Genomic DNA, 26,775 nt, shown 5'->3' with positions numbered 1-26,775 from the left:
TCAGGCCTCCTTTCTGTCCGGGGACCCAACGCGCGCCGGGCCGTGCCCGTTCCGCGCCGGCCGCGCCGGGGCGCGGATCGTGACCACGGTGATCTCGGGCGGCATGTTGACCCGCACCGGCAGTTCGGAACAGCCGATTCCGCCGGAAACGATCATCGTCCGCCCGTCCGAGACATAGCGGCCATAGGAATAGGTTTCGGTCTCCGCCGCCATGATCACCGGCGAACGCTGCCCGAGACGGATCTGGCCGCCATGGGTATGGCCCGAGAGGGTGAGGATGCAGTTCTCCGGCACGTTCGGAAAGAGGTCCGGCTCATGGGCCAGCAGGATGGCCGGCGCATCCGGCGGGATCTGCGCGAAGGCCGCGTCGATATCGTCGAATCCGTCGGTCTTCGGATCGTCGTCGAGCGGCCGCTGGTCCGCGAGACCGGCGAGCCAGAAATCGCCCCCCTCGTGCACAATCCGGGCGGCCTCGTTGTCGAGCAGCGGGATCTCGTGATCCCTCAGCGCGATCTGCGCCTCGCAGGGCCGGCGCTCCCGCGCCGCGGCCTCGTCCTGCCACCAGTCGTGATTGCCGAGCACCGCGAAGGTGCCATGCCGCGCGGTAAAGGGCTTCAGCGCGCCGATGATGTCGTGTTTCGTCATCCGCCCCCAGACCCAGCCATGCGCGGCGTAATAGTCCCCGAGAAGGATCGCCAGATCCGGCTCGAGCGCATTCGCCCGCCGCACGATTCGCCGCACGCGGGACAGCGGAATATGCGGCGCCCCCGCGTGCAGATCGGCGATGAACACGATCCGCAGCGGTGCCCGCCCCGCCCACATCGGGTGGTCGAGCTCATAGCGCTTCACCCGGAGCCGCCAGGCCGGTTCGATCCAGAAGGCATAAAAAAGGGCCAGGAGGAGAAGACCCCCCAGCCCCGTGATCAGCGCGGTCAGCACCAGCGCGCCCTCCTCACATACGGGAGGCGACATTCTCCCAGTTCACGAGCTTGTCGAGGAAGTTCGACAGATAGGCCGGGCGCTTGTTGCGGAAGTCGATGTAATAGGAATGTTCCCACACGTCGCAGCCCAGAAGCGCGGTCTGGCCGAAGCAGAGCGGATTCACGCCGTTCTCGGTCTTGGTGACCTTGAGGCCGCCATCGCTGTCCTTCACCAGCCAGGCCCAGCCGGAGCCGAACTGGCCCGCGCCGGCCGCCGCGAAATCCTCCTTGAACTTGTCGACCGAGCCGAAGCTTTCGGTGATCGCCTTCTCGAGCTCGCCCGGAATCTTGCTCTCGCCCGGCCCCATCATTTCCCAGAACTGGCTGTGGTTCCAGTGCTGCGAGGCGTTGTTGAAGATCCCCGATTGCGCGACGGCGCCGGCCTCGTAGGTGCCCTTCACGATCTCTTCGACCGACTTGCCTTCCCACTCGGTGCCCGCGACGAGCTTGTTGCCGGTGTCGACATAGGCCTTGTGGTGCAGGTCATGGTGATATTCCAGCGTCTCCTTCGACATGCCGAGATCGGCCAGCGCGTCGTGGGCGTAGGGAAGATCGGGAAGTTCGAATGCCATGTTGGGCCTCCATTTTCAGAAGTTTGCGTTTCTGTCGGGTAATAGGTGATCCGACCGCCCCGCCGGGTCAAGGGCGAAGTTCCGGATTCGCCTCCAAAACTCCGCCCCTGCACATGCGCCTCAGCGCGATACCGCCGCGCGGTTCATGTCTCCATAGCCGGTCTGATAGGCGGCCTCACTCTGCGGCCCCGCCGCGGGTTCCGCCTGCGCGGGGAGCTCCCCGCCGGTGATCGCGTACCATGCAAGCCCGGCCAGGATCACCAGCAGCGCACTGACGAGCAGCGCGTAGCTGGCACCTTCGCCAGACAGGCTGTCTCCTTTCTTCATGCTGCATCCTTTCATGATCCCCGTGGTCCCGCCGATGGGACACACTTGCTTACCTGTCCAACGTGTTCCGCGACGGCAGGTTCCCTCTCACCACGCCGCCCCTGTTCACATTCGGGTTGGGTGTGGGCGATATGTCACGGCGGCCGGCACGATCCCGCCGGGGCGGCGCGGCACGCCGCGGGGTGCGGAACGGCCGGGCCAAACCGTCACACCTGCCTCATTGGGGGTTTCGCGGGCCGGTGCGGGCGGATAAACCTCTCCTCCAGACCCTGAGATATCGACGGACCACCCCATGACCTTCTGGATCATCGCCCTCTGCCTCGCCCTCCTGTCGGTGGCCCCGATCGCCCTGGCGCTGCGCCGCGGGCGCGGGATCCTCGACAGCACCGCCTCGGCGGCCGATCTCGAACTCCAGGTCTATCGCGACCAGCTGCGCGATCTCGACCGCGACCTCGCCCGCGGCGTGATCTCCGCCGAGGACGGCAAGCGGGCGCGGGTCGAGATCTCCCGGCGCCTGCTCGAGGCCGACAAGACGCGCGACACCCGCGGCCCGCGGCCCGTCCGCGGCACGCTCGTCGGCGCGCTCGTCCTCGCCGCGCTGGTCCTGGGCGGCAGCGCATGGCTCTACACCGATCTCGGCGCCCCCGCCTATGAGGACCTGCCGCTCACCCGGCGCCTCGCCCTGGCCGAGGCGCGGCGGGAGAACCGGCCCTCCCAGGCGCAGGTCGAGGAACGCCTGCCCGACGCGCCGCCGGCCGAAGCGCCCGATCCGCGGCTCGAGGACCTCCTGGTCCAGCTCCGCGCGGCGCTGGAGACGCGGCCGGACGACCTCCGCGGCCACATCCTGCTGGCGCGCAACGAGGCGGTGGCGGGCCATTACCGCGCCGCCTACGCGGCGCAGCGCGAGGTGATCCGGATCAAGGGCGCGGGCGCCACCGCCGCCGATTACGCCGACCTGGCCGACATGATGATCCTTGCGGCGAACGGCTATGTCTCGCCCGAGGCGGAGGACGCGCTGACCAGGGCGCTGCAACGCGACCCGCAGAACGGCACGGCCCTCTATTACTCCGGGCTGATGTTCGTCCAGTCCGACCGGCCGGACATGGCCTTCCGCCTCTGGCAGCCGCTGCTCAACCGCTCCGCCGCCACCGATCCCTGGGTCGGCCCGATCCGCGCGCAGATCGAGGCGGTCGCCCGCGCCGCGGGGATCGGCTACACCCTGCCCCCCGCCCCCGCCGGCGAGGGGCTCGCGGGCCCGACCCAGGAGGATATCGACGCCACCGCCGACATGACCCCCGAAGAGCGCCAGGACATGATCCGCGGCATGGTCGACGGCCTCGCCGCCCGCCTCGCCAGCGAGGGCGGCAGCCCCGAGGAATGGTCGCGCCTCATCTCCTCGCTCGGCATGCTGGGCGAGACCGAGCGGGCCACGGCGATCTGGGGCGAGGCACAGGTGATCTTCGCCGCCATGCCCGAGGCGCTGGCCACCGTGCGCGCGGGTGCGGAACGCGCCGGGGTGGCGGAATGACCGCGCTCGTCACCGACGATCTCGCCGCCTTCCGCGCCGCCACCCCGCCGCGAACACCGCTCGCCGGGCTCGATTTCGGCGACAAGACGATCGGCGTGGCGATCTCCGACGTGCTGCGCGGCATCGCCTCGCCCACGACCACCATCCGGCGCAGGAAATTCACCCTCGACGCGGAGGCGCTGCTCGCCCTGCTCGCGAACCGCGGGGTCGGCGGCATCGTCCTCGGCCTGCCGCGCAACATGGACGGCTCCGAGGGGCCGCGCTGCCAGAAGACCCGTGCCTTCGCGCGCAACCTCTCCGCGCTGACCGACCTGCCGATGACCTTCTGGGACGAACGCCTCTCGACCGTCATGGCCGAACGTGCGATGCTCGAGGCCGACCTGTCGCGCGCCAGGCGCGCCGAACGGATCGACCAGGTGGCCGCGGGCGTGATCCTCCAGGGCGCGCTCGACCGGCTGCGGAACCTCTGACCCCGATGAGCCCCGAGCCGCGCCATGACTGACGAGATCTGGAAACGCGACGAGATCGAGAGCCCCTGCACCAAGATCTGCCAGATCCACCCCGAGACGGGGCTCTGCCTCGGCTGCGCCCGCTCCGGCGAGGAGATCGGCCGCTGGTCGCGGATGAGCCCCGAGGAACGGCGCGCGATCATGGCCGACCTGCCGGGCCGCACGCCTGCACCGACGGGACGCCGCGGTGGACGGGCGGCGCGGCTGAAACGGATGGAAAAGTGAGTATTTGAACAGCAAAGGAGACGGGATTTCCTTTGCTGTTCAAATACTCGGCTCCGACGGTTCGGCCCGCGACCGCTCAGCCCATGAAGGCCTTGCGCAGCATGTTGAGCGCGACGAGGATGAGGAACAGGCCGAAAACCCGCTTGAGCGGCTTCGGGTCCATCGCATGCGCGATCCGCGCGCCCAGCGGTGCCGTCAGCAGCGTCATGCAGATCACCAGCGCGAAGGCCGCGACATTCACCGCGCCGATGGTGAAGGGCGGCGCGACGCCGTCGGGCAGCGTGACGAAGAGAAAGCCGATGACGGAGGGAATCGCGATCACCGCGCCGAATCCGGCGGCCGTGGCCACCGCCCGGTGGATCGGCACGCCGTAGAGGGTCATCGTCGGCACGCCGAAGGAGCCGCCGCCGATTCCCATGAGCACCGACAGGAACCCGATGAGCGGCGAGACGACGATGCGCACCACACCCTTCGGCATCTCCTCGCCCAGCCGCCAGGCGGCGTTGCCGAAGGTCATGTAGAGACCGATGAAGATCGCGACCGCGCCGAAGATCGCCTGGAGCGTCGCCGAGTGCAGCGAGGAGGCGACCAGCACGCCGATCACCGCCCCGACGACGATGCCGGGCGCGAAGCTCCTGAGGATCGCCCAGTCCACCGCCCCCTTGCGGTGATGCGACATCACCGACCGGATCGAGGTGACGATGATGGTGGCGAGCGAGGTGGCGAGGCAGATCTGCATGAGCTGCGGACTGTCATAGCCCAGCCCCGCGAAGGCGTAGTAGAAGGCCGGCACGAGCACGATCCCGCCGCCGACGCCGAGGAGCCCCGCGAGCACGCCCGCGAAGGCACCGATCACGGCGATGAGCAGGGCGAAGGGCAGCAGGGTGGCGAGATCGGGCATGGAATGTCTCCGGGTTGGAACAGGCCCGGCAGGCTTAGCCCTCCCGCCGGGGATTGGCCAGAGCCCGCGCGCCGGACCCGCCGCTTTGCCCGCCATGCCGTCGCCCGGCCGCCACAGGGCCGCGCCGCCGCCACGGCCGCGCCGGCGGGATGGGGCGATCTGGTCGAAAATCAAGCAGGCGCGTCTTTTTCGGGCGACGGCGCGCCAACGGGCTCTTGCGCGGCGCAAAACCCGTGCTAGCGTCAGATCCCGACACCGGTCCATTTCAGGGAGACGACCACATGACCCCGCTCAAGACCCTCCTCGGCACCGCCGCCTTCGGCGCGCTTGCCAGTGCCGCGACGGCCGAGGATCCCGATCTTCTGGTTTTCGACTATTCCGGCTTCGAAAACCCCGCCTTCCATACGAAATACGAGGAGAAGAACGGTCAGCAGCCCTCCTTCGCCTTCTTCGGGGAGGAAGACGAGGCGCTCCAGAAGCTCGTCTCCGGTTTCAAGGCGGATGTGAGCCATGTCTGCGCGGGCTCCGTCATGAAATGGGAGGAAAGCGGGATTCTCGAGCCCTGGGACACGTCGAAGATCACCGAGTATTCGAAGCTCGACAGCAATCTGCTCGGCAATGACGTCGCCGCCGAGAGCACTTATTTCATCCCCACCGATTTCGGCTCCACCGCCATCGCCTACAACACCGAGGACGTGCCCGAGGAGGCGGTCGCCACGCTTCAGGTCTTCAAGGATCCCGAATATGCCGGCCGCATGACGCTCCCCGACAATGTCGACGACGCCTATGCGCTCGCCTATCTCGCCACCGGCACGACCGACTGGACCGCGGCGACCGACGAACAGTTCCAGGCGGCCTCCGACTGGCTGCGCGAGGTGCATCCGAACCTGCGCACCTACTGGACCGATCCGGCCGAGCTCGCACAGCTTCTCGCGACGGGCGAGGTGCTCGTCGCCTGGGCCTGGAACGAGACGCTGCCGACGATGGCCGAGGAAGGCTTCCCCATCGGCTTTCAGCGCGAGGCGGAGGAAGGCTCCTCGCTCTGGCTCTGCGGCTACGTGAACCTCCGCAACGGACCGGGATCGGAGGAGAAGGCCTATGACTTCCTCAACAGCTTCCTCGACGCCTCCAACGCCGAGACGCTGATGTCGGAAGGCTACGGCATTTCCAACACCGACGGGCTCCAGAGCCTCGGGGAACAGGCGCTGATCGAGGGCGGGCTCGAACCGATCGACGTGCCGGTGCTCGCCCAGCTCCCGATGCCCGTCGAGCTGCGCGAGAAGCAGTCCGAAGAGTTCGAGAAGATCAAGGCCGGCTTCTAACCTGCTGACCGACCGCCGAAAAACCACCGGAACGCCGCCTCCCCCGGAGCGCGGCGTTTTGCATGTCCCGCGCGTCGGCGCCCCTTGAAACCGGGCGCGCATTCGCCTAATTATGGCATGTCCCCTCGGGGGCTATGGACATAAACGCGCATGTAATAAGCGGATCGGACCCGGGGGCGGTACCCGGCGGCTCCACCAAACACCCTCGTTGGGGGATCATGGGGCCGAAACAGGATCGACGGACGTCTAAAGATGTGGCTTTGTCCCGGTGAGATACCACCGTTATCGGTTCACAAAGTACAATTGCCAACGACAATCGTGCTCCGGTTGCTCTCGCCGCTTGATGCGGTGCGAAAGACCGAAATCTAAGTCCTGACCTCTAGCAAGGCCAGGCGGGGTTCGCAGGCACCTGGCAACAGAAGCCTGCACTTCCCCCTCCTCTCCCGACACCGACGGACCTCCCGAGATCGCACGCGCGCGGGGCGACGGCATCTGCGGGCGGCGCGTCAACCTTTTCTTCAGATCCGCCTGCCATCCTCGCAGCCGGAACGGAGTGGAAAGGAGGCCGCCGTGACCGGGCTCGAGCTTCTGACGGCATGGTATGAACGCATCTGGGTGAAGGGCGACCTTTCCGGCCTCGACGAGTATTTCGAGCGCGACGCCTCCGCGGGCGGGCTGATGTCCGACCTGGCGACGGAGCTCGAGGATTTCCGCGCCCTCATCCCCGCGGTTCTGCTGCGGCTGCGCGACATCTCCTTCGAGGTCGAGGATGCGATGGAACTGGGCGATCGTGCCTGGATGCGCATGACCCTCCGCGCCCGGCGGGCGGAGGACATGAATCCCGTCTCGATCTCCGGCCAGGTGATGATCCGGACCCGCCACGGCAAGATCGTCGAGGCGCATAACGCCTTCGACCTGCTGAGCTATTTCGAGCAGATGGGCAACCTGCCCCGCGACACGATCGCCCTGTGCCTCGCGGGGGAGGAGCTGCGGTGATCCCGGCGGCGCGCCCGCGCCTCGCGCGGAGGAAGGCGCCATTGACGCCGCGCTGCGCCCCGCTACGATGGCCGGACCCTCTTCCCCTGCGAGCGCCTCATGACGCCCCGGCCGATTTCCCCGTCCATCCCCCTGCCCGAGTTTGTCCGCGCCTTCGCGCGGATCGGCCGGCTCTCCCCGCCGGTGCTCGCCGCACAGATCGCGGTGATGCACCACGAACTCGTCACCCGGAGAGGCTGGATGAAGGAGGAGGGTTTTCTCTCCGCCCTCTCCTTCTGCATGATGCTGCCCGGACCCGAGGCGATGCAGCTCGCCACCTATTGCGGCTGGCGCTTGCGCGGCGTGCCGGGCGGCGTGGCCGCGGGCCTGTTCTTCGTCGCGCCGGGCGCGCTCGTGATGCTTGCGCTCGCCGCGCTCTACGCGCGCTTCGGCCAGTTGCCGCTCTCCGAGGCGCTGTTTTCCGGGGTGAAGGCGGCGGTCGTGGTGATCGTGCTCCAGGCGCTCCTGCGCCTCGCGCGCACATCGCTCGGCCGCCGCGACCGCCGGGCGCTCGCCATCGCGGCCTTCCTGCTGCTCACCGTCTTCGCCGTGCCCTTCCCGCTCATCGTCGCCGGGGCGGCCGCCTTCGGCGCGCTGCGGGCCGCCCCGGCCCCGCGACGCCCCGTTCCGCCGCCCGCCACCGGCCATCTCCCGCGCACGCTCCTCCTCTGGGGCACGCTCTGGGCCCTGCCCCTCGCCGGGCTGTGGCTCGCCGGACAGGAGCGGCTGCTCGCGATCGGGCTGTTCTTCTCCCGCCTCGCGGTCGTCACCTTCGGCGGCGCCTATGCCGTCCTCGCCTACATGTCGCAGGAGATCGTGGCGCGCCAGGGCTGGCTCACGCCCGAGGCGATGCTCGACGGGCTCGGCCTTGCCGAGACGACGCCGGGACCGCTCATCCTCGTCACCGAATTCGCCGGCTATCTCGCCGCCGCCCCGCTCGGCCCCTGGGGCGGGCTGGCCGGGGCCGCGCTCACGCTCTGGGTGACCTTCGTCCCCTGCTTCCTCTGGATCTTCGCCGGCGCCCCCTATGTCGACTGGATCGCGACCCGCCCCCGGCTCTCGGCCGCCCTGTCCGCGGTCACCGCCGCCGTGGTCGGCGTCATCGCCGCGCTGGCCTGGTGGTTCGCGCTCCACCTGCTGTTCGCAGAAACCGGTCCCCTCGCCCTCGGCCCCGTCCACATGACGCTGCCCCATCCCGAAAGCCTCCGGCCCGAGGCGCTGCTCCTCCTGGCCGTGGCGGCGGTCTCGCTCTTCGCTCTCCGGCTCGGTCTCGGCGCCACGCTCGGCCTCGCCGCCCTGGCCGGGCTCGCGCTCCACCTGCCCGGCTGACCCCTCTTTCCTTACCCGCAGAATCTCGTATGCTGCCCGAAAGGGGAGCGCGTCAGGCGGCCGTGCGGGGCCACCGTCCCGGCGTTTCCGCGAGGATAAAGGAAAGGATGCTCGGATGGCCAAAACCATCGACTACGGGAACCTGATGCACGAGGCCATGCGCGGGCTGATCCGCAAGGTGCTGGCCGCGGTCGCACAGGAGGGACTGCCGGGCGACCATCACTTCTTCATCACCTTCGACACGATGCATCCCGACGTGGAACTCGCCGACTGGCTGTCGGACCGCTATCCCGAGGAGATGACCATCGTCATCCAGCACTGGTTCGACAATCTCGAGGTCTCCGCCGACGGATTCGCCATCACCCTCAATTTCGGGGACAGCCCGGAACCGCTCTACATCCCCTATGACGCGATCCGCACCTTCGTCGACCCCTCGGTCGAATTCGGGCTGCGCTTCGAGACGCAGGAATATGACGCGGAGGAGATCGACGAGGACGAGGAGGAGCTTCCGCAGGATGCGGAGGTGAAGGCCTTTGCGCCGAAGGACGAGGACGACAAACCCGCCGGACCGAAAGAAGCGGAAATCGTGTCGCTCGACAAGTTCCGCAAGTGATCCCCGCCGCCTGCCGCCGGGGAGACGGCGCAGGGACCGGACCATGAAGTTTCGGTAACGGCGGTTCAACGCCCCTTGCCCGGACGCCGCGTTCATCGCATGTCTGTCGCACTTGCGCCAACCGGAGGAAGCGATGCCGCCTGAATTTGCCGTGTTCCTGGGAGAAATGATCCGCAATCCGGGCGAGGTGCGCGCCATCGCGCCCTCCTCCTCCGGGGCCGCACGGCTGATCACCGCAGGGCTCGAGGCGGTGCGCGGGCCGATCGTGGAGATCGGCGCGGGCACCGGCGCCTTCACCCGTGCGATCCTCGCCCGCGGCATCGCCCCGGAACGCCTCACGATCTTCGAGCTGAACCCGCGCTTCTGCACCGACCTGCGGGAGAAATTCCCCGGCGTGCGGGTGCTCGACCGTCCCGCCGAGGACATCGCGGAGGCCGGGCTTTCCGAGGTCGGCGCGGTCGTCTCCGGCGTGCCCGTGCTCGCGAAGCCCGCGCTCCAGCGTGCGGTCGTGGGCCGCGCCTTCCGGGTCATGGCGCAGGACGGTTTCTTCACCCAGATCACCTATGCCAACAGCTCGCCGGTGACGCCTGAGATGCAGGCCGAGCTCGGGCTCGTCTCGGTGAAGCGCGGCACGGTCTGGGCCAATCTCCCGCCCGCGCGGATCTTCGAATATCGCCGCAAGCCCGCATAACCCGCCAAAGGGGGTGGGATTTAGCGCAAACAGCGGCCGTGTATGCTTCGGTATACATTGCATGGGCGCGGGCGAGGCTCTATAGCCAAGGCGACGTTTGGTAAAGCCAGGGAGATCCCCGATGACCGAGACCCGCACCGAAACCGACAGCTTCGGCCCGCTCGAAGTTCCCGCCGACAAATACTGGGGTGCCCAGACCCAGCGTTCGATCATGAACTTCCCGATCGGATGGGAGAAGCAGCCGGTTCCGATCGTGCGTGCGCTCGGCGTGATCAAGAAGGCCTGCGCGATGGCCAACAGGGAGCTCGGCACGATGGAGCCGGAGATCGCCGATGCGATCATCGCGGCCGCCGGTGAGGTGATCGAAGGCAGGTTCGACGACAACTTCCCGCTCGTCGTCTGGCAGACCGGCTCCGGCACGCAGTCGAACATGAACGCCAACGAGGTGATCTCCAACCGCGCGATCGAGATGCTCGGCGGCGAGATGGGCTCGAAGGCGCCGGTCCATCCGAACGATCACTGCAACATGGGCCAGTCCTCGAACGACACCTTCCCGACCGCGATGCATGTCGCCATCGGCATGCAGGCGCGCGACGTGCTTCTGCCGGGCCTGACCAAGCTCGCAGAGGCGCTCGAGGCGAAATCCGAGGCCTTCAGGGACATCATCAAGATCGGCCGCACCCATACGCAGGACGCCACCCCCCTGACGCTCGGCCAGGAATTCGGCGGCTATGCGCATCAGGTCCGCATGGGCATCAAGCGCGTCGAGATGTGCCTGCCCGCGATCTACGAGCTGGCGCAGGGCGGCACCGCCGTCGGCACCGGGCTCAACACGAAAAAGGGCTGGGCCGAAATGGTCGCCGCCAACATGGCCGACATCACCGGCCTGCCCTTCGTCACCGCCCCCAACAAGTTCGAGGCACTGGCCGCCCATGACGCGATGGTGATGTTCTCCGGCGCGCTGAAAACCGTTGCCGCCTCGCTCTTCAAGATCGCCAACGACATCCGCCTTCTGGGCTCCGGCCCCCGCTGCGGCCTGGGCGAGCTGATCCTGCCGGAAAACGAACCCGGCTCCTCGATCATGCCGGGCAAGGTGAACCCGACCCAGGCCGAGGCGCTGACCATGGTCTGCGCGCATGTCATGGGCAACGATGCCGCCATCGGTTTCGCCGGATCGCAGGGCCATTTCGAACTCAACGTCTACAACCCGATGATGTCCTACAACGTGCTGCAATCCATGCAGCTTCTGGGCGACAGCGCCTCCGCCTTCACCGACAACATGGTGGTGGGCATCGAGGCCAACGAGCCGCGGATCGAGAAGCTTCTGCATGAATCGCTCATGCTCGTGACCGCGCTCGCCCCGACGATCGGCTATGACAACGCGACGAAGGTCGCGAAGACCGCGCACAAGAACGGCACGACGCTGAAACAGGAGGCCATCGCCCTCGGTTTCGTCGACGAGAAGACCTTTGACGAGGTGGTGCGCCCGGAGCTGATGATCGGGCCGAACGACTGACCGGGGGCCCCTGCCCCAAACGGATCCTGCGAAGGCGGCTCTCGGGCCGCCTTCGTCATTCCGGGACGCGCCGTTCGCGGACCGCCCCGATTTTCACCCGCGGCACAGTGATCGCTTCGTGAGCGGGTGTGACTCCCTCCCGCAAGACAAACGTGGCACTCTGCCGGAATGAACCGCCGCCAGATCCTCGCCGCCGCCCTCGCCCTGCCCTTTGTCCGGCCGGCTTCCGCACAGCCGAGCGTCCCCCTTCCGGAAGCGGTCGCCGGCCTCGGACAACTTCACTCGGTGCAGGTGCAGCGCGGCGGCGAGGTGATCTTTTCGGAGGCCCCGCGCGGCCCCGGCCTCGGCGGCCTCGCCAATATCAAGAGCTGTTCGAAAAGCCTCGTCGCGCTCTGCCTCGGCGATGCGCTCTCGCGCGGCGTCATCGGGAGCATCGAGGCGCCGCTGTCCGAGGTGGCGCCCGACCTCATTCCCGCCGGCGCGCTGCCGAAGGTCGGCACAATCACGATGGAAGACCTCGTGACCCTGCGCGCCGGGCTCGAACGCACCTCGGGACCGAATTACGGCAGTTGGGTGAGTTCCAGCAACTGGGTCGCCAATGCGCTCGGCCGCAGGATGGAGGCCGAGCCCGGCGGCCGGATGCTCTATTCGACCGGCACCACCCATGTGCTCGGCGCGGCGCTCGCGGAGGCGACCGGCGAAACGCTCCTGGCCCAGATGCGCCGGATCCTGGCCGACCCGCTCGACATCGAGATCCCGGCCTGGATCCGCGATCCGCAGGGCTATTACCTCGGCGGCAACGAAATGGCGCTCACCCCGCATGCGATGCTGCGGATCGCGGTGATGATGCGTGACGGCGGACGCTACAACGGCACACAGGTGATCCCGGCGGACTGGGTCGCCGCCTCGCTCGAACCGCGCACGCGCTCGCCCTTTTCCGGCATGTCCTACGGCTATGGCTGGTTCCTGACCGACACGGGCTATGCGCTCGCGCGCGGCTACGGAGGCCAGATCATCGCCTGCCATCCCGAACTCGAGCTCGCCGTCGCGATCACCTCCGACCCGAGCCAGCCTGCGCGGTCCGAGGGCTATTTCGGCGATCTCATGGCGCTGCTCGAGGGGCCGGTGCTGGCACTGGCGTGAGGCCGCGCGATGTGGTATCATCCCACCTCATGAGCACCGTGACCAATCTCAACCGCTTCCGCAAGGAAAAGGCCCGCGCCGAAAGGCGCGCCGAGGCCGATGGCAATGCCGTGAAATTCGGTCGCACGAAGGCGCAAAAGGCGCTGGAGGAGGCGCAGACGGCCAGGGCCAGGGCCACGCTCGACGCCCACAGGCGCGACACGCCGGAATGAACGCGCGCCCGGTGAAACGGTCGCTGACGCTGCACGGGCACCGCACCTCCGTGTCGCTCGAGGAGCCGTTCTGGCGCGCCTTCCGCGCCATCGCGAAGGAACGCGACCTGCCGATCAACGTGCTCGCCGCGGAAATCGACGAGACGCGCGGCACCGAGAGCGGGCTTGCCTCCGCGATCCGCGTGTATGTCCTTGATTATACTCAGAAAAAATTCCAGGCAGGCGCCTGAGACACGAGGCTGAGGCGCAAGGCGCGCCGGAATGGCCCCTGCCCCAGCCGTGCCTCGGCCACCGCCGCGGGATCGCGCGCCGCCTGCCGCAGGAGCGGGATCTGCATCATCGCGTCGATCATCGGCGCACGGGTCGCCGCGGGCAACCGTCCGATGCGCACCGCCGCCTCCCGCGCCGCCTCCAGCGCCTCGCGCGCCAGCGCCGCGACCGCCTCCGGCCGCCCGTCGACGAGCGGCACGCGCCCGGCCTCCTGCAAGGCCGGGATTGCCAGCAGGTAGCGCCCGAGCGCCCCCGCAAAGCCGAGCCGGTCGAAATCCGCGGTCAGATCCGCAGCCGCGCCGAGCCGCCGCGCCGCAACCGTCATCGGCAGCGCGTAGCTGTCGTGCAGATAGCGCCGGAACGCCGCCTCATCTTCATGCGGATCGCGATAGATGTCCCATTGCCGCGCCACCACCGCGCGATCGAGCGCCGCGGCCGAATCCGCGTCGAGCACGACGGAGAGCGGGTCCGCGACCTCATGGGCGCGCGGCGGTTTGCCGTCGATCCGCTCCTGCAACACGTCGCGCCAGAACTGGAGCCGCATTTCCGCGATCATCGCCTCCTGCGTCACCCAGGGCGCCTTCGCGACCTCGAGGCAGAAGGCATGGATCGGGAACAGCACCTCGCGCGCGGCCACCGGCGCGGCCATCGTGGCGCGGAACCGCTCCGCGTCGCCCTTCTCCACGATCTCCGCACAGGCCTGAACGCTCATCACGCTGCCCCCGGCACCCGCGCCCCGTCGGACACGAGCTTCCACAGCACCGCGTCGAGCAGCGCCTCGAAACTCGCATCTATGATGTTCGAGGACACGCCCACCGTGGACCAGCGCCGCCCGAGGCTGTCCTCGTGGTCGATGACGACGCGGGTGCGTGCCTCGGTGCCGCCGTTGGTGATGCGCACCTTGAAATCCACGAGCTCCATGTCCCCGATCAGGTCCTGATAGGGGCCGAGATCCTTCATCAGCGCCTTGGAGAGCGCGTGGACCGGCCCGCCGTCGCTGCCGTCGGCCATGATGCCTTCGGAGACCGACAGATGCCGCTCCCCCGCGATGTTCACGACCACCGTCACCTCGGAGAGGTGCACCGGATTGCCCCGCGCGTCGCGGCGCCGTTCGACCGTGGCACGATAGCGTTCGACCTCGAAGAACCCCGGCATGAGCCCGAGTTCGCGCCGCGCCTCGAGTTCGAAGGAGGCCTGCGCCGTGTCATAGCTGTAGCCGTCCGCCTCGCGCGTCTTGATCCGCTCGAGGATGCGGCCGAGATCCGCCTTTTCGGGAACGGCGAGCCCCATGTCGCGCAGCCGCTCGCGCAGGTTCGACTGCCCCGCCTGGTTCGACATCGGCACGATGCGGGCGTTGCCAACCGTCTCCGGCGGAACATGTTCGTAGGTCGCGGGATCCTTCAGGATCGCGGAGGCATGGAGCCCCGCCTTGTGCGCGAAGGCCGAGGCCCCGACATAGGGCGCGCTCCGCAGCGGCACGCGGTTGAGGATGTCGTCGAGCATGCGCGAGGTCTTCACGAGGCCGCGCAGCGCCGCCTCGCTCACTCCGGTCTCGAAGCGGGAGCGATAGGGCTCCTTGAGCAACAGGGTCGGAATGAGCGTCGTCAGGTTGGCATTGCCGCAGCGTTCCCCGAGCCCGTTCAGCGTGCCCTGAACCTGCCGCGCGCCGGCATCGACGGCGGCAAGGCTGTTGGCGACCGCGTTGCCGGTATCGTCATGGGTGTGGATGCCCAGACGGTCGCCCGGAATCCCCGCCGCGATCACCGCGCGGGTGATCCGGGACACCTCGGCCGGAAGCGCCCCGCCATTCGTGTCGCACAGCACGATCCAGCGCGCGCCCGCCTCATGCGCGGCCTTGCAGCAGGCAAGCGCATAGTCGGGATTGGCCTTGTACCCGTCGAAGAAATGCTCCGCATCGAACAGCGCCTCGCGGCCCTGCGCGACGACATGCGCGACGGATTTCGCGATATTGTCGAGATTGTCACCGAGCGTGATGCCGAGCGCGGTGGTGACATGGAAATCGTGGGTCTTGCCGACGAGACAGACCGCCCGCGTGCCGGCGTTCAGCACGCCCGCGAGCACCTCGTCATTCTCCGCCGAGCGCCCGGCACGCTTGGTCATGCCGAAGGCGGTGAAGGTGGCGCGCGTTTGCGGCGCATCGGCGAAGAAATCGCTGTCGGTCGGATTCGCACCGGGCCAGCCGCCCTCGATGTAATCGACGCCGAGCCGGTCGAGCGCCGCGGCGATCAGGTGCTTTTCCGGCGTGGAGAACTGCACGCCCTGGGTCTGCTGCCCGTCGCGGAGCGTCGTGTCGTAGAGGGTGAGGCGGTCCCTGGTCATTCGTTCTGTCCCTGATTTCGCCTGTGGGAACCACGGGCTGCGCCTGCCTGCCCTCCGGCAGGCGCAGTCGCGCCCGCCCGGTGAGGCGCTGCCCTCAGTTCTGTTGAACGAACCGTCACAGCAAGCCCTCCAGTTTCCCCGCATCGAAATTCGGCCCCGGCTCCAGCGCGACACCTGTCTTCGACATGCGCACCTCGACGCCTGCCTCGAGAAGCGCGGCTTTCATCGCGTCCACGGCAGAGAAGTCCTTGGTCTCCATGGCGGTCTGGCGGAGGGTGGAGAGACGGTCGGCATAGGACGTAAGGTCCACGCCCGCGTCTTCCCAGCCGCCGAGGTCAGGGGTGAGAAGGCCGAGGAGGTTGGCAGACCCCAGCAGCACCGCCGGATGGTCGATCCCGTGCAGTACGGAAATCGCGCCCGCGGTGTTGAGATCGTCCGCCAGCGCGGTGACGACCTCCGGCGCGGGCTCTCCCGGCACCACACCCTCCGTCATCCTGCGCCACTTCCTCAGCGTCGCCTTCGCCTGGTCCGCCTTCTCCGCGGTCCAGTCCATCGGCTTGCGGTAATGCGTCGAGAGGAACACGAAGCGGATCACCTCCCCCGGCACGCCCGGCAGTCCGTCGTGGCCGTCGAGCAGGTCCCGCACGGTGAAGAAATTGCCCAGTGACTTGGACATCTTCCTGCCCTCGACCTGCAACATCTCGTTGTGGAGCCAGTAGCGCGCGAAACCGCCCTGCGGATGGGCGCAGCAGCTCTGCGCGATCTCGTTCTCATGGTGCGGGAACATCAGGTCGTTGCCGCCGCCATGGATGTCGAAGGTTTCTCCGAGCAATTCATAGGACATGGCCGAGCATTCGATGTGCCAGCCCGGACGCCCGCGCCCCCAGGGGCTGTCCCAGCCGGGCAGATCCCCGGAGGACGGTTTCCAGAGCACGAAATCCATCGGATTGCGCTTGTAGGGCGCCACCTCCACCCGCGCGCCGGCGATCATGTCGTCGATGGACCGGCCCGAAAGCCTGCCGTAATCGCGGTAGCTTTCGACGGCGAAGAGCACATGCCCCTCCGCCTCATAGGCATGGCCGCCCGCGATCAGCCCTTCGATCATCGTGATCATCGCGCCGATATACTCCGTCGCCCGCGGCATCTCGTCCGGGTCGAGCGCCCCCACGGCGCGCATGTCCTCGAGATACCACTGCGTCGTCTCGTCGGTGATCTCGCGGATCGGGCGGCCAGTCTCGGCGGCCTTGGCGTTGATCTTGTCGTCGACATCGGTGAAGTTGCGCACATAGGTGACGTGATCGACGCCGTAGACATGGCGGAGCAGCCGGTAGAGCACGTCGAACACGATCACCGGCCGCGCATTGCCGATATGGGCGCGGTCATAGACCGTCGGACCGCAGACATACATCCGCACGTTGCGGGGGTCGATCGGCGTGAAGATCTCCTTGCGGCGGGTCTTCGAGTTGGTGAGCTTGATCTCGGTCATAAGCCGTCCCTTCGGGCTGTCCCCGCGGGCTTTATCAGCTTCGTTTTCAGGTGAAAAGAGACCGGCCCGCGTGACGTTGTCAGCTGACAATACAGCAGGTGATGAGGATGCCGCGGTTGGTCATGGCGCCGTTGTAGCGCGCTCCTTCGCACTTGCATAGCCCCCATCGTCGCGCCACACTCCGGCCATGACCCGTGACGAGGTGAACGCCATATGCCGGGACTTTCCCGGTGCCGAAGTCTCCGACCCCTGGGGCGGCGGGCATGACGCGTGGAAGGTCGGCGGAAAGATGTTCGCGGCCATCGGCGCGATGGATCTCGGCGTCTGCGTCAAGACGCCGGACGTCGAGACGGCGCAGATGCTGATCGACGCGGACGTCGGGCAGAAGGCGCCCTATTTCCACCGGAGCTGGGTGTTGCTCGGCTGGGACCAGCCGCATGAGGAGGTCGCACACCGGATCCGCGTCTCCTATGAACTGATCGTCTCGAAACTCCCGAAAAAGACGCGGGACGCGATCAAGTGAGATGGACTTCGCCCCGGCAACGCGGCAGGTTGGCCCCATGACACGCGATCCCATCCACGACCTGCCCGAAGGCATCGACCAGCTCCTCGAAATCATGCGCCGGCTGCGCGATCCCGTGACCGGCTGCCCCTGGGACATCGCCCAGGATTTCGCGACGATCTCCCCCTACACGATCGAGGAAGCCTATGAGGTCGACGACGCCATCGCGCGCGGCGATATGGAGGATCTGAAATCCGAGCTCGGGGATCTTTTGTTCCAGTCGGTCTTTCAGGCGCAGATCGCCGCCGACAAGGGTCTTTTCGACTTTCACGACGTCGCGCAATCCATTGCGAATAAAATGATTTCCAGACATCCTCATGTGTTCGGCGAGGACAGCAATGCGAAGACGCCCGAACAGCAGACGGTGGACTGGGAACGGGAAAAGGCCGCCGAACGCGCCCGGCGCGGGGAGACGCGGGTGCTCGACGGGGTGGCGATGGGGCTGCCGGCGCTGATGCGCGCGCAGAAGCTGCAAAAGCGCGCCGCGCGGGTCGGGTTCGACTGGCCCGACGCCGCCGATGTGCTCGACAAGATCCGCGAGGAGGCCGCCGAACTCGCCGAGGCGCGCGACCGGCTGACGCAGGCGGAGGTGTTCGAGGAATTCGGCGATCTCCTTTTCGTCATGGTCAATCTCGGCCGGCACCTGGGCGTGGATGCGGAGGAGGCCCTGCGCGCCTGCAACGCGAAATTCACGCGACGTTTCAATGCGGTGGAGGACGCTCTTGCGGACCTGGGCAAGGTACCGCAGGACAGCGACCTTGCGGAGATGGACGCGCTCTGGAATGCCGCGAAGGCGGCGGAGAAGGCCGGCGGCCGCCCCGACGCGCCCGCCGCCGCCCCGGAACCGGGCCCCGATCGCAGTTGACCCAAGGAAAATTGTCGGATTTAACCGCAGGAAACGGACCCGCACAGACAGGAGACGCAAATGCGCTGCGGACTGGCCCTGCTCGTCACCACGACCCTTGCCGCGGCGCCGGCGCTGGCGGATGTGAACGTCTATTCCTATCGCCAGCCGGAGCTGATCGCGCCGCTGACAGAGGCCTTCACGGCGGAGACCGGGATCAAGGTCAATGTCGCCTTTCTCGAACAGGGCATGGTCGAACGGCTGAAGGCGGAGGGCGACCGCTCCCCCGCCGACGTGATCCTGACCGTGGACATCGCGCGCCTTTCCGAGGCGGTGGATGCCGGCGTGACCCGGCCGCTCATGACGGAGACGCTGCAACGGAACGTGCCGCCCGCCTTCCACGACCCCGACGGCCACTGGTGGGGCCTGACCACGCGCGCGCGTATCGTCTATGCCTCCAGGGAGCGCGTGCCGGAGGGGGAGATCACCACCTACGAGGATCTCGCGAACCCGAAATGGGAGGGCCGCATCTGCACCCGTTCGGGGCTTCACACCTACATGATCGGCCTCACCTCCGCCTATCTCGCCCATCACGGGCCGGAGGAGACGAAGGCCTGGCTCGAGGGGCTCAAGTCCAACCTCGCGCGCCGGCCGCAGGGTGACGACCGCGCGCAGGTCCGGGCGATCTGGGCCGGCGAATGCGACATCTCGCTCGGAAACACCTATTACATGGGCGAGATGCTGTCCGATCCGGACCAGAAGGACTGGGCGGAGAGCGTGCGCCTCGATTTCCCCGTCTTCGACGTCGAGGGCGGCGGCACCCATGTGAACATCTCCGGCGTCGCGCTCACGAAAGCCTCGAAGAACACCGAGGATGCCATTCGTTTCATTGAGTTTCTGACCTCGTCGGAGGCGCAGGAGATCTATGCCGAGGTGAATTCCGAATATCCGATCGCGCCGGGCGCCGCCCCGTCGGAGCTCGTCGCGGGCTGGGGCAGTTTCACGCCGGACAACCTGAACCTGATGGAGATCGCGACGCAGCGCGGCGCGGCGCTGCGGCTGACCGAAGAGGTGGATTACGACGGCTGACGGGCCGGCCGCGGCGACGTTCGGCAGCGTTCCGCCGTCATGAAAAATTCACGGGCACAATAACCCGTTCTTAAGGTTTCAGAGGTAGTGTTGCCGTGAAGGAAGCAGGACCTTTTGAAATGCCCTATGCGATGCCCGCCTATGCGATGCCCGATGCCATGACGACGGATGCCATGACGACTCCCGTGACGACGCTGTCCCCCCTCCGACCCCTGGTCCTCCGCCCTGCCCGTGCGGAAGACCTGCCCCATCTGGCGAAGCTGATCGCCGCCTTCGCCGCGGAACATCCCGACCCCCTCCGGCTCGACGAGGCGACGCTGATCGACCTCGTCTTTGCCGACGCGCCCTGGGCGCAACTGATCGTGGCCGAGGCGGAGGGCCTCTATCTCGGCTATGCCGTGCTCACCGGCACGCTCGGACGCCCCGGCGGCAGGACCGGCCTGTCGCTGCGGCACCTCTTCGTGCGCGCGGACCATCGCGGCCACGGGATCGGCCGCGCCCTCCTTACCGCCGCGCAGGAGGCGGCGGCGACGCTCGGCCCTGCGGCCCGGCTGTCCGTCTCCCCCGCCACCCTGTCGCGGCTGCACCGCGGCAGCGCGCCGGTCGAGTTCGGCTTCCGCGCCCGGCGAGCGGAGGCGGTGGCCCTCGCCGTCTGAGCGCGCCGTCCGCGGATCGGACTGCGTCGCATATGGACCGAATGGACCGAAGTGCGCGCGCACGCGGGGCGGCTCATAGGTCGGTCAGGTCGCGGTCTGTCGCATGCGACGCCCATGGATCCGGGTGTTGCTGATCCGGCCGTGTGGTCCAGAAGTCGAGGACGGCGCCAGCGGAGCACACCGCCCGGCGCGCCAGCCTTGGGGCAGAGCCTGCATCCCAGTGCGGAGCGGAGCGCGCCGCCTGTGCATGGGAGCAGTCCACGCCGCGGGGCGGAGCGCATCGCTTGCGGATGAGAGAGCGCACCGTTTGTGGATGAAAGGGTGGGCCAGTCGGTTGGCGCGGCCGATGGTGCATCGCAGCCACGGCTTGTGGAGGAGAGTCTTCCGCGCCGGCTGTGGAGGGGAGCAGTCCATGCTCCCCGGCTCAGAGCAGATCGCCTGCGGGGCGCGCAGCGGTCCACGCCGCGGAGCGGAGCGCATCGCTTGCGGATCGAGCCATCCGGGGGCGCATCGCCTGGGGTTTCGGAGCGGCCCCTCCCGCAGTCCCTCCCCACGGATCAGCGTGTGCCGCCAGTGGAGCGGAGCATCCTGCCGATGGACCGCAGCGGACCGAGGCCCGCCGCAGCGCGGGTCAGAGCGGGAAGACGTCGACGCGCTGGCCTTTCACGGCGAGTCCGACTTCGCCCTTGCAGAGCCGCAGCGCATCGGCGCCGAAGACCTCCCTGCGCCAGCCTTTCAGCGCGGGAAGGTCGCGCTGGCCCGCGGCGATGAGGTCCAGGTCGGCGGCGGAGGCGATCATCTTCGCCGCGACATTGTAGGTGTCGGACTTCGCCTTCAGCAGCACGCGCAACATGTCGGCAAGCGCCGGATTCACCTGAAGCTTGTCCCGCGACTGGTCGAGCTTCGGCATCTGCGCGGGCGTGTAGGCCGCCGCCGTCTCGATCGCCTGGAGGATGCCGTCCGCGATCTCGCCCTTGCGCGCCTCGCGCAGCAGCAGCCGGGAGCGCGACAGGTCCTGCGGCGTCTTCGGCTTCGTGGAGGCGAGCTCGAGCAGCGCGTCGTCCTTGAACACGCGGGTGCGGGGGATGTCGCGGCTCTGGGCATAGGCCTCGCGGAAGGCGGCGAGCTCCTTCACCGCGGCCAGGAACTTGCCCGAGCTCGTGCGCGTCTTGACCCGCAGCCAGGCCTCGTCGGGATGGACGATATAGGTCTCCGGCGAGGACAGGATCTCCATCTCCTCGGCCACCCAGGCCTCCCGCCCCTCCCGCGCGATCTCGTCGCGCAGGTATTCGTAGATCACCCGCAGGTGGGTGACGTCGGCGATCGCATACTGTTCCTGCGCGGGCGTCAGAGGACGGCGGGACCAGTCGGTGAAGCGCGAGGTCTTGTCGAGGCTTTCGCGCGCGATCTTGCGCACCAGCGTCTCGTACCCCACCTGTTCGCCGAAGCCGCAGACCATCGCGGCCACCTGCGTGTCGAAGAGCGGTTCGGGGATCACCCCGCCCTGGATGAAGAAGATCTCGAGATCCTGGCGCGCGGCGTGGAAGACCTTCACGACGCCCGGATCGCGGAACAGCTCGTAGAGCGGCGCGAGGTCGAGCCCCTTCGCCAGCGGATCGACCAGCGCCGCGTCCTCCTCGGCGTCGCCCGGAACGGCGAGCTGCACGAGGCAGAGCTTGGAGTAATAGGTGCGTTCCCGGAGAAACTCGGTGTCGACCGTGACATAGGCATGTGCGCTGGCCCGGTCGCAGAAGGCGGCGAGGCCTTCGGTCGTCGTGATCTTGATCATGCGTCTTCTTTTTCGCTCGCGGGGCGGGGTCATCCCGCCGATCCGTCGTGCATACGCAGCTTCCGGGGGAAAGAAAAGGCCCTTGCGGCACCGCGGCCACAGTCTGTGGCACGCGCGCCATGCCGGGGGCGGGATCAGGTGATCGGCAGCGTCCCCCTGGCCTCGCACAGGAGCGTCACCACCGCGCCCGCGTCGACGATCTCGTAGGCCGGGTCCATCTGCTCGGCGGTGAAGCCGTTGTGGATCATGCAGGAGCTGCAAATGCCGATGCGTCCGCCATTTCCGGTAAAGGCGGCGAAAAGCTCCGGCACAGGCTTGAACGGCGCGCCCACGTCCATGCCCCCGGTCGCGCCGGGCACACCCAGTTCGACGGCTTCGACCATCAGGAGCACCATGGCCGAACGCCCCTGTTCGAGCGCCTTGTTGGCCATGGTGAAGGCCACGGTAACCTTGGCGGGGTTGGATTTTCCGTCAAAGACGGTGGCGACGAAATCGGCAGTCTGCATCTCTGTCCTCCTCTGCTCGCGGGCGGGTCGCTTCGCGCCCGGCGTGAAAGATGGAGAACAGATAGCATTTCAGGAATACGAAAACAGCCCCCGCGCGGCGATGCCGCAGGCGAGAGGCCGCTCAGAGCGACAGGAAACCGCGCTCCCCCTCGACGAAGCGGCGCAGGACCGCCGGATAGAGTGCGTGTTCGCAGGCGAGAATGCGCGCGGCGAGCGTCTCGGGCGTGTCGCCCGGCTGCACCGGCACCCGCGCCTGCCCGAGGACGGGCCCGCCGTCGAGCTCCGCCGTGACCTCATGCACGGAACAGCCCGCCTCCGCATCGCCCGCCTCGATGGCGCGCAGATGGGTGTTGAGCCCGCGGTATTTCGGCAGCAGCGAGGGGTGGATGTTGAGCATCCGTCCCGCGTAATGGCCGATGAAGGCGGGGGTCAGGATGCGCATGAACCCCGCCATGGCGATGACGTCGGGCGCATGCGGGTCGATGGCGGCGATCATCGCCCGTTCAAAGGCTTCGCGGTCGCCCTTGAAGTCGCGGTGATCGACGACCGCGGTCGGGATGCCCATCTCCGCCGCCTTCGCGAGCCCGCCCGCACCCGGCACGTTCGACAGCACGAGGCACGGCCGCGCCGGATGGTCGCCGGTCATGGATTTCGCGAGCGCCACCATGTTGGAGCCGCCGCCCGAGATCAGGATCGCGACGCGTTTCAAGAAAGCTCGCCCTCGTAGGTCACGCCCGCCCCCGGCGTCACGGTGCCGAGGCGACAGACGGTCTCGCCCTCGCCCGCGAGCAACTCGGCCAGCGCATCGGCGCGGTCGGCGGCGCAGACCACCACCATGCCGATCCCGGCATTATAGGTCTTCAGGAGTTCATGCGGGCTGAGGCCGGCGGTGTCGGTGAGCCAGCGGAACACCGGGCTGAGCTGCCAGGCGCCGAGGTCGATCTCAGCGCCGAGCCCTTCGGGCAGGACGCGCGGCAGGTTCTCGGTCAGCCCGCCGCCGGTGATATGGGCGAGCGCATGGACGCCGCCCGCGCGGATCGCCTTGAGCACCTGTTTCACATAGAGGCGCGTCGGCTTCAGCAGTGCCTCGCCCAGCGTCTCGTCGGAAAACGGCGCGATGTCGGACCATTTGAAGCCGGAGATCTCGACCGTCTTGCGCACCAGCGAATAGCCGTTGGAATGCACCCCGTCGGAGGCGAGCCCGAGCAGCACGTCGCCCGCCTGCACCCCCGCCGGAAGGTCCGTGCCGCGCTCCATCGCCCCCACGGCAAAGCCCGCGAGGTCGAAGTCGCCCTCCTCGTACATGCCCGGCATTTCCGCGGTTTCCCCGCCGATCAGCGCGCATCCCGACCGCGCACAGCCCTCCGCGATGCCTTCGATCACGGCGGCGGCGTTGTCGAGCTTCAGCTTTCCGGTCGCGAAATAGTCGAGAAAGAACAGCGGCTCCGCGCCCTGGCACACGAGGTCGTTCACGCACATGGCGACGAGGTCGATGCCGACGGTCCGCACATTGTCGGTGTCGATCGCGATCCGCAGCTTGGTGCCGACGCCGTCGGTCGCGGCCACGAGGATCGGGTCGTCATAGCCCGCCGCCTTCAGGTCGAACAGCGCGCCGAACCCGCCGAGGCCCGCCATCACGCCCGGACGCGCGGTCTTCTTCGCCGCCGGCTTGATCCGCTCCACGAGCGCGTTGCCTGCGTCGATATCGACGCCCGCATCAGCATAGGTGAGACCGTTTTTCCCCGGAGTGCCGGCGTTGCTCATGGCGATTTTCCCTGCGTGACGTCCCGTTCGCCGCCCATTTACGCGGTTTGGGGGCCGTTGAAAAGGGCGCGTTGGGGCGCCGGTGCGCAGGTTCGGCTTGACCCCTGCCCCGTGCGGCAATAATCAGGCCGGGAGGGGAGCGACCCCCGTGGGGGCCTGTAGCTCAATGGTTAGAGCAGAGCGCTCATAACGCTTTGGTTGCGGGTTCAAGTCCTGCCGGGCCTACCATCTCTCTCCCCCGTCCGTCTCCGGTCGTCCCGATCCCGCGGTCGCCGCGACGCGGATGCGCGAGGGGCCCGCAGGCCCCCCGCGTCGGATCATTTGCTGAGCGCGCGTTCCGAGCTGAGCCCGCGGGCGATGGCAAAGCACATCAGCAGCAGCACCAGGGTGAACGGCAGTCCGGTGGAGATCACCATGGACTGAAGCGATTGCAGCCCGCCCGCCGAGAGCAGGAGCACGATGGCCACCGCACCCTCGAAGATGCACCAGAAGGCCCGCTGCGGCACCGGCGCGTCGACCTTGCCGCCCGCCGTGATCGTGTCGATCACCAGCGACCCCGAATCCGAGGAGGTGACGAAGAACACCACCACGAGGATGATCCCGACGAGCGAGGTGATCGCGCTCAGCGGCAGGACGTCGAGCATCTTGAAGAGCTTGAGCTCGAGGTCGGCCTCCTGGGCCAGCGTATAGCCGTCGTTGACCACCTGATGCAGCGCCGTGCCGCCGAAGACGGACATCCACAGCACGCAGACGAGCGAGGGGATCAGCAGGACGCAGATCACGAATTCGCGCACCGTCCGGCCGCGGGAGACGCGGGCGATGAACATGCCGACGAAGGGCGACCAGGAGATCCACCAGGCCCAGTAGAAGGAGGTCCAGCCCTGCACGAAGTTGAGGTCGTCGCGCCCGACCGGGTTCGACAGCGCCGGGAGGTATTCGAGATAGGTCAGAAGCGATCCGCCGAAGAGGGACAGCAGGTAGCCGGTCGGTCCGATCAGCAGCACGAAGAGCAGCAGCACGAAGGCGAGCCCCATGTTGATCTCCGAGAGCACCTTCACCCCGCCGTCGAGCCCGCGCAGGACGGAGACGAGGGCGATGGCGGTGATGCCGGAAATCAGCAGGACCTCGGTCGTCGGACCCACCGGGATACCGAAGAGTTCGTTCAGCCCGGCATTGGCCTGGGTCGCGCCGAAGCCCAGCGAGGTGGCGAGGCCGAAGAGTGTGGCGAAGACCGCCAGGATGTCGATGACATGCCCGACCCAGCCCCAGACCGCATCCCCGAAGATCGGATAGAAGGCGGAGCGGATGGTGAGCGGCAGCCCCTTGTTGTAGGTGAAGAGCGCGAGGGCGAGCGCGACCACCGCATAGATCGCCCAGGGGTGCAGCGCCCAGTGGAAGATCGTCGCGGCCATGCCGAGGCGCACGGCGGCCTCCGCATCGCCCTCGGCCCCGCCGAGCGGCGCCCAGTCGGTGCGCACCCCGTTCTCGGTGACGACGCCGCCGAAGGACGAGGAGAAATGGCTCATCGGTTCGGACACGCCGTAGAACATGAGCCCGATCCCCATGCCGGCGGCAAAGAGCATCGCGAACCAGCCGATATAGGAATAGTCGGGCTCCGCCTCGGTCCCGCCGAGGCGCACGCTGCCCCAGGGGCTGACGATCAGCACGAGGCAGAACAGCACGAAGATGTTGGCTGCGCCGATGAAGAACCAGTCGAAGACCGTCGTCACGGTGTCGAAGAGCCAGGTGAAGAGATTTCCCGCCTGCTCCGGCAGGGCGAGGGCGTAGAAGACGAAGGCGACGATCGCCAGCCCCGAGACGAGGAAGACGGGGTTGTGGATGTCGAAGCCGAAGGGGCCGAGGCTGCCTTCGACATTGTCCTGTCCGATCTCGTAATCGGTTTCGATGAGATCGACCACGCCCTCCGGGCTGGGAATGCCCTCCGGCGTTTGTTCCTGAGGAGTTTCTTCGGCCATTGAGCCTCCTTGTTGGTGTCTGAACGTCCCGGCCGGGCCTCAGCCGCGGACCAGCATGACGGAGATATCGCTGTGCGTGGCGATATGCGCCCCATGTCCTGACCACAGATGGTCCGCGAGGTTCGGGACATGGGTCGCCATCACCACGAGATCGGCGTCCAGCGTGTCCAGCGCCTCTTCGAGTTCGCGGTTCATCTGGACGGCGGGGTCGTGGCTGACGATGACGTGGCTGTCGGTGCGGATGCCGCGGGCTTCGGCCTGTTGTGCGGCGAAAGCGGCGAGCCTGGTGCGGAATTCCTCCGGCGAATGCGCCAGCGCACCGGGGGTGGCGGTGGTCACACTGACATAGACCACGCGCGCCTCGTAGATGCGCGCGATATCGCCGGCCACACCAAGCGATTTTTCGAGCTTTGCCACATGGGCCAGATCGACGGGAACAGCGATCGTGCTGAACATAGTCCCTCCTGTATCCTGCGTCGCACAGGGCGCGCGCATGTTTCCGGGCATCCGCCCGTCCTGCCGCATGCGGCAGGGCCGGACCTTTGGACATGACGGGATCGCGGGGCCGAAGGCCTCGGCGGAAGATCCCG

At 67.7% G+C, this 26,775-nt stretch carries 29 protein-coding genes, 1 tRNA gene and 1 other RNA gene; 18 read left to right on the top strand and 13 right to left on the bottom strand.

Annotated features, from left to right (window positions below; genetic code table 11):
- The 3 genes from P73_RS12660 to P73_RS12650 form a co-directional block, all read right to left on the bottom strand.
- On the bottom strand, window positions 1–972 hold the full coding sequence (locus tag P73_RS12660) for a metallophosphoesterase (protein ID WP_074742985.1): 972 nt from the start codon (window positions 970–972) through the stop codon (window positions 1–3).
- Window positions 953–1,552 carry a superoxide dismutase gene (locus tag P73_RS12655; protein ID WP_043869837.1) on the bottom strand — a complete coding sequence of 200 codons (600 nt, stop codon included), beginning with the start codon at window positions 1,550–1,552 and terminating at the stop codon, window positions 953–955. Before P73_RS12655 ends, P73_RS12660 begins: the two co-directional genes overlap by 20 nt.
- 120 nt (window positions 1,553–1,672) lie before the next feature.
- The gene (locus tag P73_RS12650; RefSeq protein ID WP_043869836.1) at window positions 1,673–1,879 is read right to left on the bottom strand and encodes a hypothetical protein; all 207 of its coding nucleotides are present in this window, start codon (window positions 1,877–1,879) and stop codon (window positions 1,673–1,675) included.
- A 292-nt stretch (window positions 1,880–2,171) separates the two neighbouring features.
- Here P73_RS12650 and ccmI point away from each other — a divergent pair, with 292 nt between their 5' ends.
- The 3 genes from ccmI to P73_RS12635 are packed head-to-tail and all read left to right on the top strand — an operon-like array spanning window position 2,172 to window position 4,141.
- Complete coding sequence (gene ccmI, locus P73_RS12645; RefSeq protein ID WP_052453243.1) at window positions 2,172–3,407, top strand: c-type cytochrome biogenesis protein CcmI; 1,236 nt, start codon at window positions 2,172–2,174, stop codon at window positions 3,405–3,407.
- The gene (gene ruvX, locus P73_RS12640; protein WP_043869834.1) at window positions 3,404–3,877 is read left to right on the top strand and encodes a Holliday junction resolvase RuvX; all 474 of its coding nucleotides are present in this window, start codon (window positions 3,404–3,406) and stop codon (window positions 3,875–3,877) included. Before ccmI ends, ruvX begins: the two co-directional genes overlap by 4 nt.
- A gap of 24 nt (window positions 3,878–3,901) precedes the next feature.
- On the top strand, window positions 3,902–4,141 hold the full coding sequence (locus P73_RS12635; protein ID WP_043869833.1) for a DUF1289 domain-containing protein: 240 nt from the start codon (window positions 3,902–3,904) through the stop codon (window positions 4,139–4,141).
- Window positions 4,142–4,217: 76 nt separating this feature from the next.
- On the opposite strand, the gene P73_RS12630 is transcribed toward P73_RS12635, so the two are convergent.
- Entirely contained in the window at window positions 4,218–5,042 is an 825-nt protein-coding gene (locus tag P73_RS12630; RefSeq protein ID WP_043869832.1) for a sulfite exporter TauE/SafE family protein, read from the bottom strand.
- A gap of 281 nt (window positions 5,043–5,323) precedes the next feature.
- On the opposite strand from P73_RS12630, the gene P73_RS12625 reads away from it, so the two are divergent.
- The 10 genes from P73_RS12625 (at window position 5,324) to P73_RS12585 (ending at window position 13,133) form a co-directional block, all read left to right on the top strand.
- Window positions 5,324–6,364: an extracellular solute-binding protein gene (locus tag P73_RS12625; RefSeq protein WP_043869831.1), complete on the top strand. Its 1,041-nt coding sequence runs from the start codon at window positions 5,324–5,326 to the stop codon at window positions 6,362–6,364.
- 80 nt (window positions 6,365–6,444) lie between these two features.
- Window positions 6,445–6,794: a transfer-messenger RNA gene (gene ssrA / locus P73_RS25015) on the top strand.
- Window positions 6,795–6,934: 140 nt separating this feature from the next.
- Entirely contained in the window at window positions 6,935–7,360 is a 426-nt protein-coding gene (locus P73_RS12620) for a nuclear transport factor 2 family protein (protein WP_043869830.1), read from the top strand.
- Window positions 7,361–7,459: 99 nt separating this feature from the next.
- Entirely contained in the window at window positions 7,460–8,728 is a 1,269-nt protein-coding gene (gene chrA / locus P73_RS12615; protein ID WP_043869829.1) for a chromate efflux transporter, read from the top strand.
- 115 nt (window positions 8,729–8,843) lie between these two features.
- Window positions 8,844–9,341, top strand: a complete 498-nt coding sequence (locus tag P73_RS12610) for an SspB family protein (protein ID WP_043869828.1) — start codon at window positions 8,844–8,846, stop codon at window positions 9,339–9,341.
- Window positions 9,342–9,474: 133 nt separating this feature from the next.
- A complete protein-coding gene (locus tag P73_RS12605; protein WP_043869827.1) occupies window positions 9,475–10,032 on the top strand; it encodes a class I SAM-dependent methyltransferase in 558 nt (185 codons plus the stop codon).
- Window positions 10,033–10,153: 121 nt separating this feature from the next.
- On the top strand, window positions 10,154–11,548 hold the full coding sequence (fumC, locus tag P73_RS12600) for a class II fumarate hydratase (protein ID WP_043869826.1): 1,395 nt from the start codon (window positions 10,154–10,156) through the stop codon (window positions 11,546–11,548).
- 168 nt (window positions 11,549–11,716) lie between these two features.
- Window positions 11,717–12,691, top strand: a complete 975-nt coding sequence (locus tag P73_RS12595; RefSeq protein ID WP_043869825.1) for a serine hydrolase domain-containing protein — start codon at window positions 11,717–11,719, stop codon at window positions 12,689–12,691.
- 29 nt (window positions 12,692–12,720) lie between these two features.
- Window positions 12,721–12,903: a DUF4169 family protein gene (locus P73_RS12590; protein WP_043869824.1), complete on the top strand. Its 183-nt coding sequence runs from the start codon at window positions 12,721–12,723 to the stop codon at window positions 12,901–12,903.
- On the top strand, window positions 12,900–13,133 hold the full coding sequence (locus tag P73_RS12585) for a ribbon-helix-helix domain-containing protein (protein WP_043869823.1): 234 nt from the start codon (window positions 12,900–12,902) through the stop codon (window positions 13,131–13,133). The genes P73_RS12590 and P73_RS12585 overlap by 4 nt, the downstream gene beginning before the upstream one ends.
- Here the strand turns inward: P73_RS12585 and P73_RS12580 are convergent.
- The 3 genes from P73_RS12580 to cysS form a co-directional block, all read right to left on the bottom strand.
- Window positions 13,106–13,885 (bottom strand): squalene/phytoene synthase family protein, encoded by a 780-nt coding sequence (locus P73_RS12580; protein WP_043869822.1) that lies wholly within the window; start codon window positions 13,883–13,885, stop codon window positions 13,106–13,108. The genes P73_RS12585 and P73_RS12580 overlap by 28 nt on opposite strands.
- Window positions 13,885–15,513: a citramalate synthase gene (gene cimA / locus P73_RS12575; protein ID WP_043869821.1), complete on the bottom strand. Its 1,629-nt coding sequence runs from the start codon at window positions 15,511–15,513 to the stop codon at window positions 13,885–13,887. Before cimA ends, P73_RS12580 begins: the two co-directional genes overlap by 1 nt.
- 115 nt (window positions 15,514–15,628) lie before the next feature.
- The gene (gene cysS, locus P73_RS12570) at window positions 15,629–16,999 is read right to left on the bottom strand and encodes a cysteine--tRNA ligase (RefSeq protein WP_043869820.1); all 1,371 of its coding nucleotides are present in this window, start codon (window positions 16,997–16,999) and stop codon (window positions 15,629–15,631) included.
- Between the two features lie 187 nt (window positions 17,000–17,186).
- On the opposite strand from cysS, the gene P73_RS12565 reads away from it, so the two are divergent.
- The 4 genes from P73_RS12565 (at window position 17,187) to P73_RS12550 (ending at window position 20,150) form a co-directional block, all read left to right on the top strand.
- The gene (locus P73_RS12565) at window positions 17,187–17,522 is read left to right on the top strand and encodes an MmcQ/YjbR family DNA-binding protein (RefSeq protein WP_043869819.1); all 336 of its coding nucleotides are present in this window, start codon (window positions 17,187–17,189) and stop codon (window positions 17,520–17,522) included.
- Window positions 17,523–17,559: 37 nt separating this feature from the next.
- The gene (gene mazG, locus P73_RS12560; RefSeq protein WP_052453573.1) at window positions 17,560–18,426 is read left to right on the top strand and encodes a nucleoside triphosphate pyrophosphohydrolase; all 867 of its coding nucleotides are present in this window, start codon (window positions 17,560–17,562) and stop codon (window positions 18,424–18,426) included.
- A 60-nt stretch (window positions 18,427–18,486) separates the two neighbouring features.
- Complete coding sequence (locus tag P73_RS12555; RefSeq protein WP_043869818.1) at window positions 18,487–19,494, top strand: Fe(3+) ABC transporter substrate-binding protein; 1,008 nt, start codon at window positions 18,487–18,489, stop codon at window positions 19,492–19,494.
- Between the two features lie 119 nt (window positions 19,495–19,613).
- Entirely contained in the window at window positions 19,614–20,150 is a 537-nt protein-coding gene (locus P73_RS12550; protein ID WP_052453242.1) for a GNAT family N-acetyltransferase, read from the top strand.
- A gap of 631 nt (window positions 20,151–20,781) precedes the next feature.
- On the opposite strand, the gene rnd is transcribed toward P73_RS12550, so the two are convergent.
- From rnd to purM, 4 genes are all read right to left on the bottom strand, one after another.
- The gene (gene rnd / locus P73_RS12545) at window positions 20,782–21,939 is read right to left on the bottom strand and encodes a ribonuclease D (RefSeq protein WP_043869817.1); all 1,158 of its coding nucleotides are present in this window, start codon (window positions 21,937–21,939) and stop codon (window positions 20,782–20,784) included.
- Window positions 21,940–22,073: 134 nt separating this feature from the next.
- Window positions 22,074–22,445: a DsrE family protein gene (locus P73_RS12540; protein WP_043869816.1), complete on the bottom strand. Its 372-nt coding sequence runs from the start codon at window positions 22,443–22,445 to the stop codon at window positions 22,074–22,076.
- Window positions 22,446–22,566: 121 nt separating this feature from the next.
- A complete protein-coding gene (purN, locus tag P73_RS12535; protein WP_043869815.1) occupies window positions 22,567–23,154 on the bottom strand; it encodes a phosphoribosylglycinamide formyltransferase in 588 nt (195 codons plus the stop codon).
- Window positions 23,151–24,209 (bottom strand): phosphoribosylformylglycinamidine cyclo-ligase, encoded by a 1,059-nt coding sequence (purM, locus tag P73_RS12530; protein WP_043869814.1) that lies wholly within the window; start codon window positions 24,207–24,209, stop codon window positions 23,151–23,153. The genes purN and purM overlap by 4 nt, the downstream gene beginning before the upstream one ends.
- Window positions 24,210–24,361: 152 nt before the next feature.
- Between purM and P73_RS12525 the strand changes: the two genes are divergently transcribed.
- Window positions 24,362–24,437 (top strand) — tRNA-Ile (locus tag P73_RS12525).
- An 89-nt stretch (window positions 24,438–24,526) separates the two neighbouring features.
- On the opposite strand, the gene P73_RS12520 is transcribed toward P73_RS12525, so the two are convergent.
- Window positions 24,527–26,185, bottom strand: coding sequence for a BCCT family transporter (locus tag P73_RS12520; protein ID WP_043869813.1), 1,659 nt, complete (start codon window positions 26,183–26,185; stop codon window positions 24,527–24,529).
- 39 nt (window positions 26,186–26,224) lie between these two features.
- Window positions 26,225–26,641 carry a universal stress protein gene (locus P73_RS12515; RefSeq protein WP_043869812.1) on the bottom strand — a complete coding sequence of 139 codons (417 nt, stop codon included), beginning with the start codon at window positions 26,639–26,641 and terminating at the stop codon, window positions 26,225–26,227.
- Window positions 26,642–26,775: the final 134 nt, after the last annotated feature.

The sequence above is a fragment of the Celeribacter indicus genome (genome assembly GCF_000819565.1).
In the GTDB taxonomy this organism is placed as follows: domain Bacteria; phylum Pseudomonadota; class Alphaproteobacteria; order Rhodobacterales; family Rhodobacteraceae; genus Celeribacter; species Celeribacter indicus.
Note: the sequence above shows the minus strand (reverse complement) of the source record. Positions and strands in the feature narration are given on the sequence as shown.

Coding starts and splice junctions, on each gene's coding strand:
- purM (WP_043869814.1), bottom strand. CDS start 24,209: ATGAGCAACGCCGGCACTCCGGGGAAAAACGGTCTCACCTATGCTGAT.
- P73_RS12595 (WP_043869825.1), top strand. CDS start 11,717: ATGAACCGCCGCCAGATCCTCGCCGCCGCCCTCGCCCTGCCCTTTGTC.
- rnd (WP_043869817.1), bottom strand. CDS start 21,939: ATGATCAAGATCACGACGACCGAAGGCCTCGCCGCCTTCTGCGACCGG.
- P73_RS12650 (WP_043869836.1), bottom strand. CDS start 1,879: ATGAAGAAAGGAGACAGCCTGTCTGGCGAAGGTGCCAGCTACGCGCTG.
- P73_RS12565 (WP_043869819.1), top strand. CDS start 17,187: ATGACCCGTGACGAGGTGAACGCCATATGCCGGGACTTTCCCGGTGCC.
- P73_RS12540 (WP_043869816.1), bottom strand. CDS start 22,445: ATGCAGACTGCCGATTTCGTCGCCACCGTCTTTGACGGAAAATCCAAC.
- mazG (WP_052453573.1), top strand. CDS start 17,560: ATGACACGCGATCCCATCCACGACCTGCCCGAAGGCATCGACCAGCTC.
- cimA (WP_043869821.1), bottom strand. CDS start 15,513: ATGACCAGGGACCGCCTCACCCTCTACGACACGACGCTCCGCGACGGG.
- P73_RS12605 (WP_043869827.1), top strand. CDS start 9,475: ATGCCGCCTGAATTTGCCGTGTTCCTGGGAGAAATGATCCGCAATCCG.
- P73_RS12635 (WP_043869833.1), top strand. CDS start 3,902: ATGACTGACGAGATCTGGAAACGCGACGAGATCGAGAGCCCCTGCACC.
- P73_RS12660 (WP_074742985.1), bottom strand. CDS start 972: ATGTCGCCTCCCGTATGTGAGGAGGGCGCGCTGGTGCTGACCGCGCTG.
- P73_RS12520 (WP_043869813.1), bottom strand. CDS start 26,185: ATGGCCGAAGAAACTCCTCAGGAACAAACGCCGGAGGGCATTCCCAGC.
- P73_RS12630 (WP_043869832.1), bottom strand. CDS start 5,042: ATGCCCGATCTCGCCACCCTGCTGCCCTTCGCCCTGCTCATCGCCGTG.
- P73_RS12550 (WP_052453242.1), top strand. CDS start 19,614: ATGCCCTATGCGATGCCCGCCTATGCGATGCCCGATGCCATGACGACG.
- P73_RS12610 (WP_043869828.1), top strand. CDS start 8,844: ATGGCCAAAACCATCGACTACGGGAACCTGATGCACGAGGCCATGCGC.
- chrA (WP_043869829.1), top strand. CDS start 7,460: ATGACGCCCCGGCCGATTTCCCCGTCCATCCCCCTGCCCGAGTTTGTC.
- P73_RS12555 (WP_043869818.1), top strand. CDS start 18,487: ATGCGCTGCGGACTGGCCCTGCTCGTCACCACGACCCTTGCCGCGGCG.
- P73_RS12580 (WP_043869822.1), bottom strand. CDS start 13,885: ATGAGCGTTCAGGCCTGTGCGGAGATCGTGGAGAAGGGCGACGCGGAG.
- P73_RS12590 (WP_043869824.1), top strand. CDS start 12,721: ATGAGCACCGTGACCAATCTCAACCGCTTCCGCAAGGAAAAGGCCCGC.
- P73_RS12625 (WP_043869831.1), top strand. CDS start 5,324: ATGACCCCGCTCAAGACCCTCCTCGGCACCGCCGCCTTCGGCGCGCTT.
- P73_RS12655 (WP_043869837.1), bottom strand. CDS start 1,552: ATGGCATTCGAACTTCCCGATCTTCCCTACGCCCACGACGCGCTGGCC.
- P73_RS12585 (WP_043869823.1), top strand. CDS start 12,900: ATGAACGCGCGCCCGGTGAAACGGTCGCTGACGCTGCACGGGCACCGC.
- P73_RS12515 (WP_043869812.1), bottom strand. CDS start 26,641: ATGTTCAGCACGATCGCTGTTCCCGTCGATCTGGCCCATGTGGCAAAG.
- ccmI (WP_052453243.1), top strand. CDS start 2,172: ATGACCTTCTGGATCATCGCCCTCTGCCTCGCCCTCCTGTCGGTGGCC.
- fumC (WP_043869826.1), top strand. CDS start 10,154: ATGACCGAGACCCGCACCGAAACCGACAGCTTCGGCCCGCTCGAAGTT.
- ruvX (WP_043869834.1), top strand. CDS start 3,404: ATGACCGCGCTCGTCACCGACGATCTCGCCGCCTTCCGCGCCGCCACC.
- cysS (WP_043869820.1), bottom strand. CDS start 16,999: ATGACCGAGATCAAGCTCACCAACTCGAAGACCCGCCGCAAGGAGATC.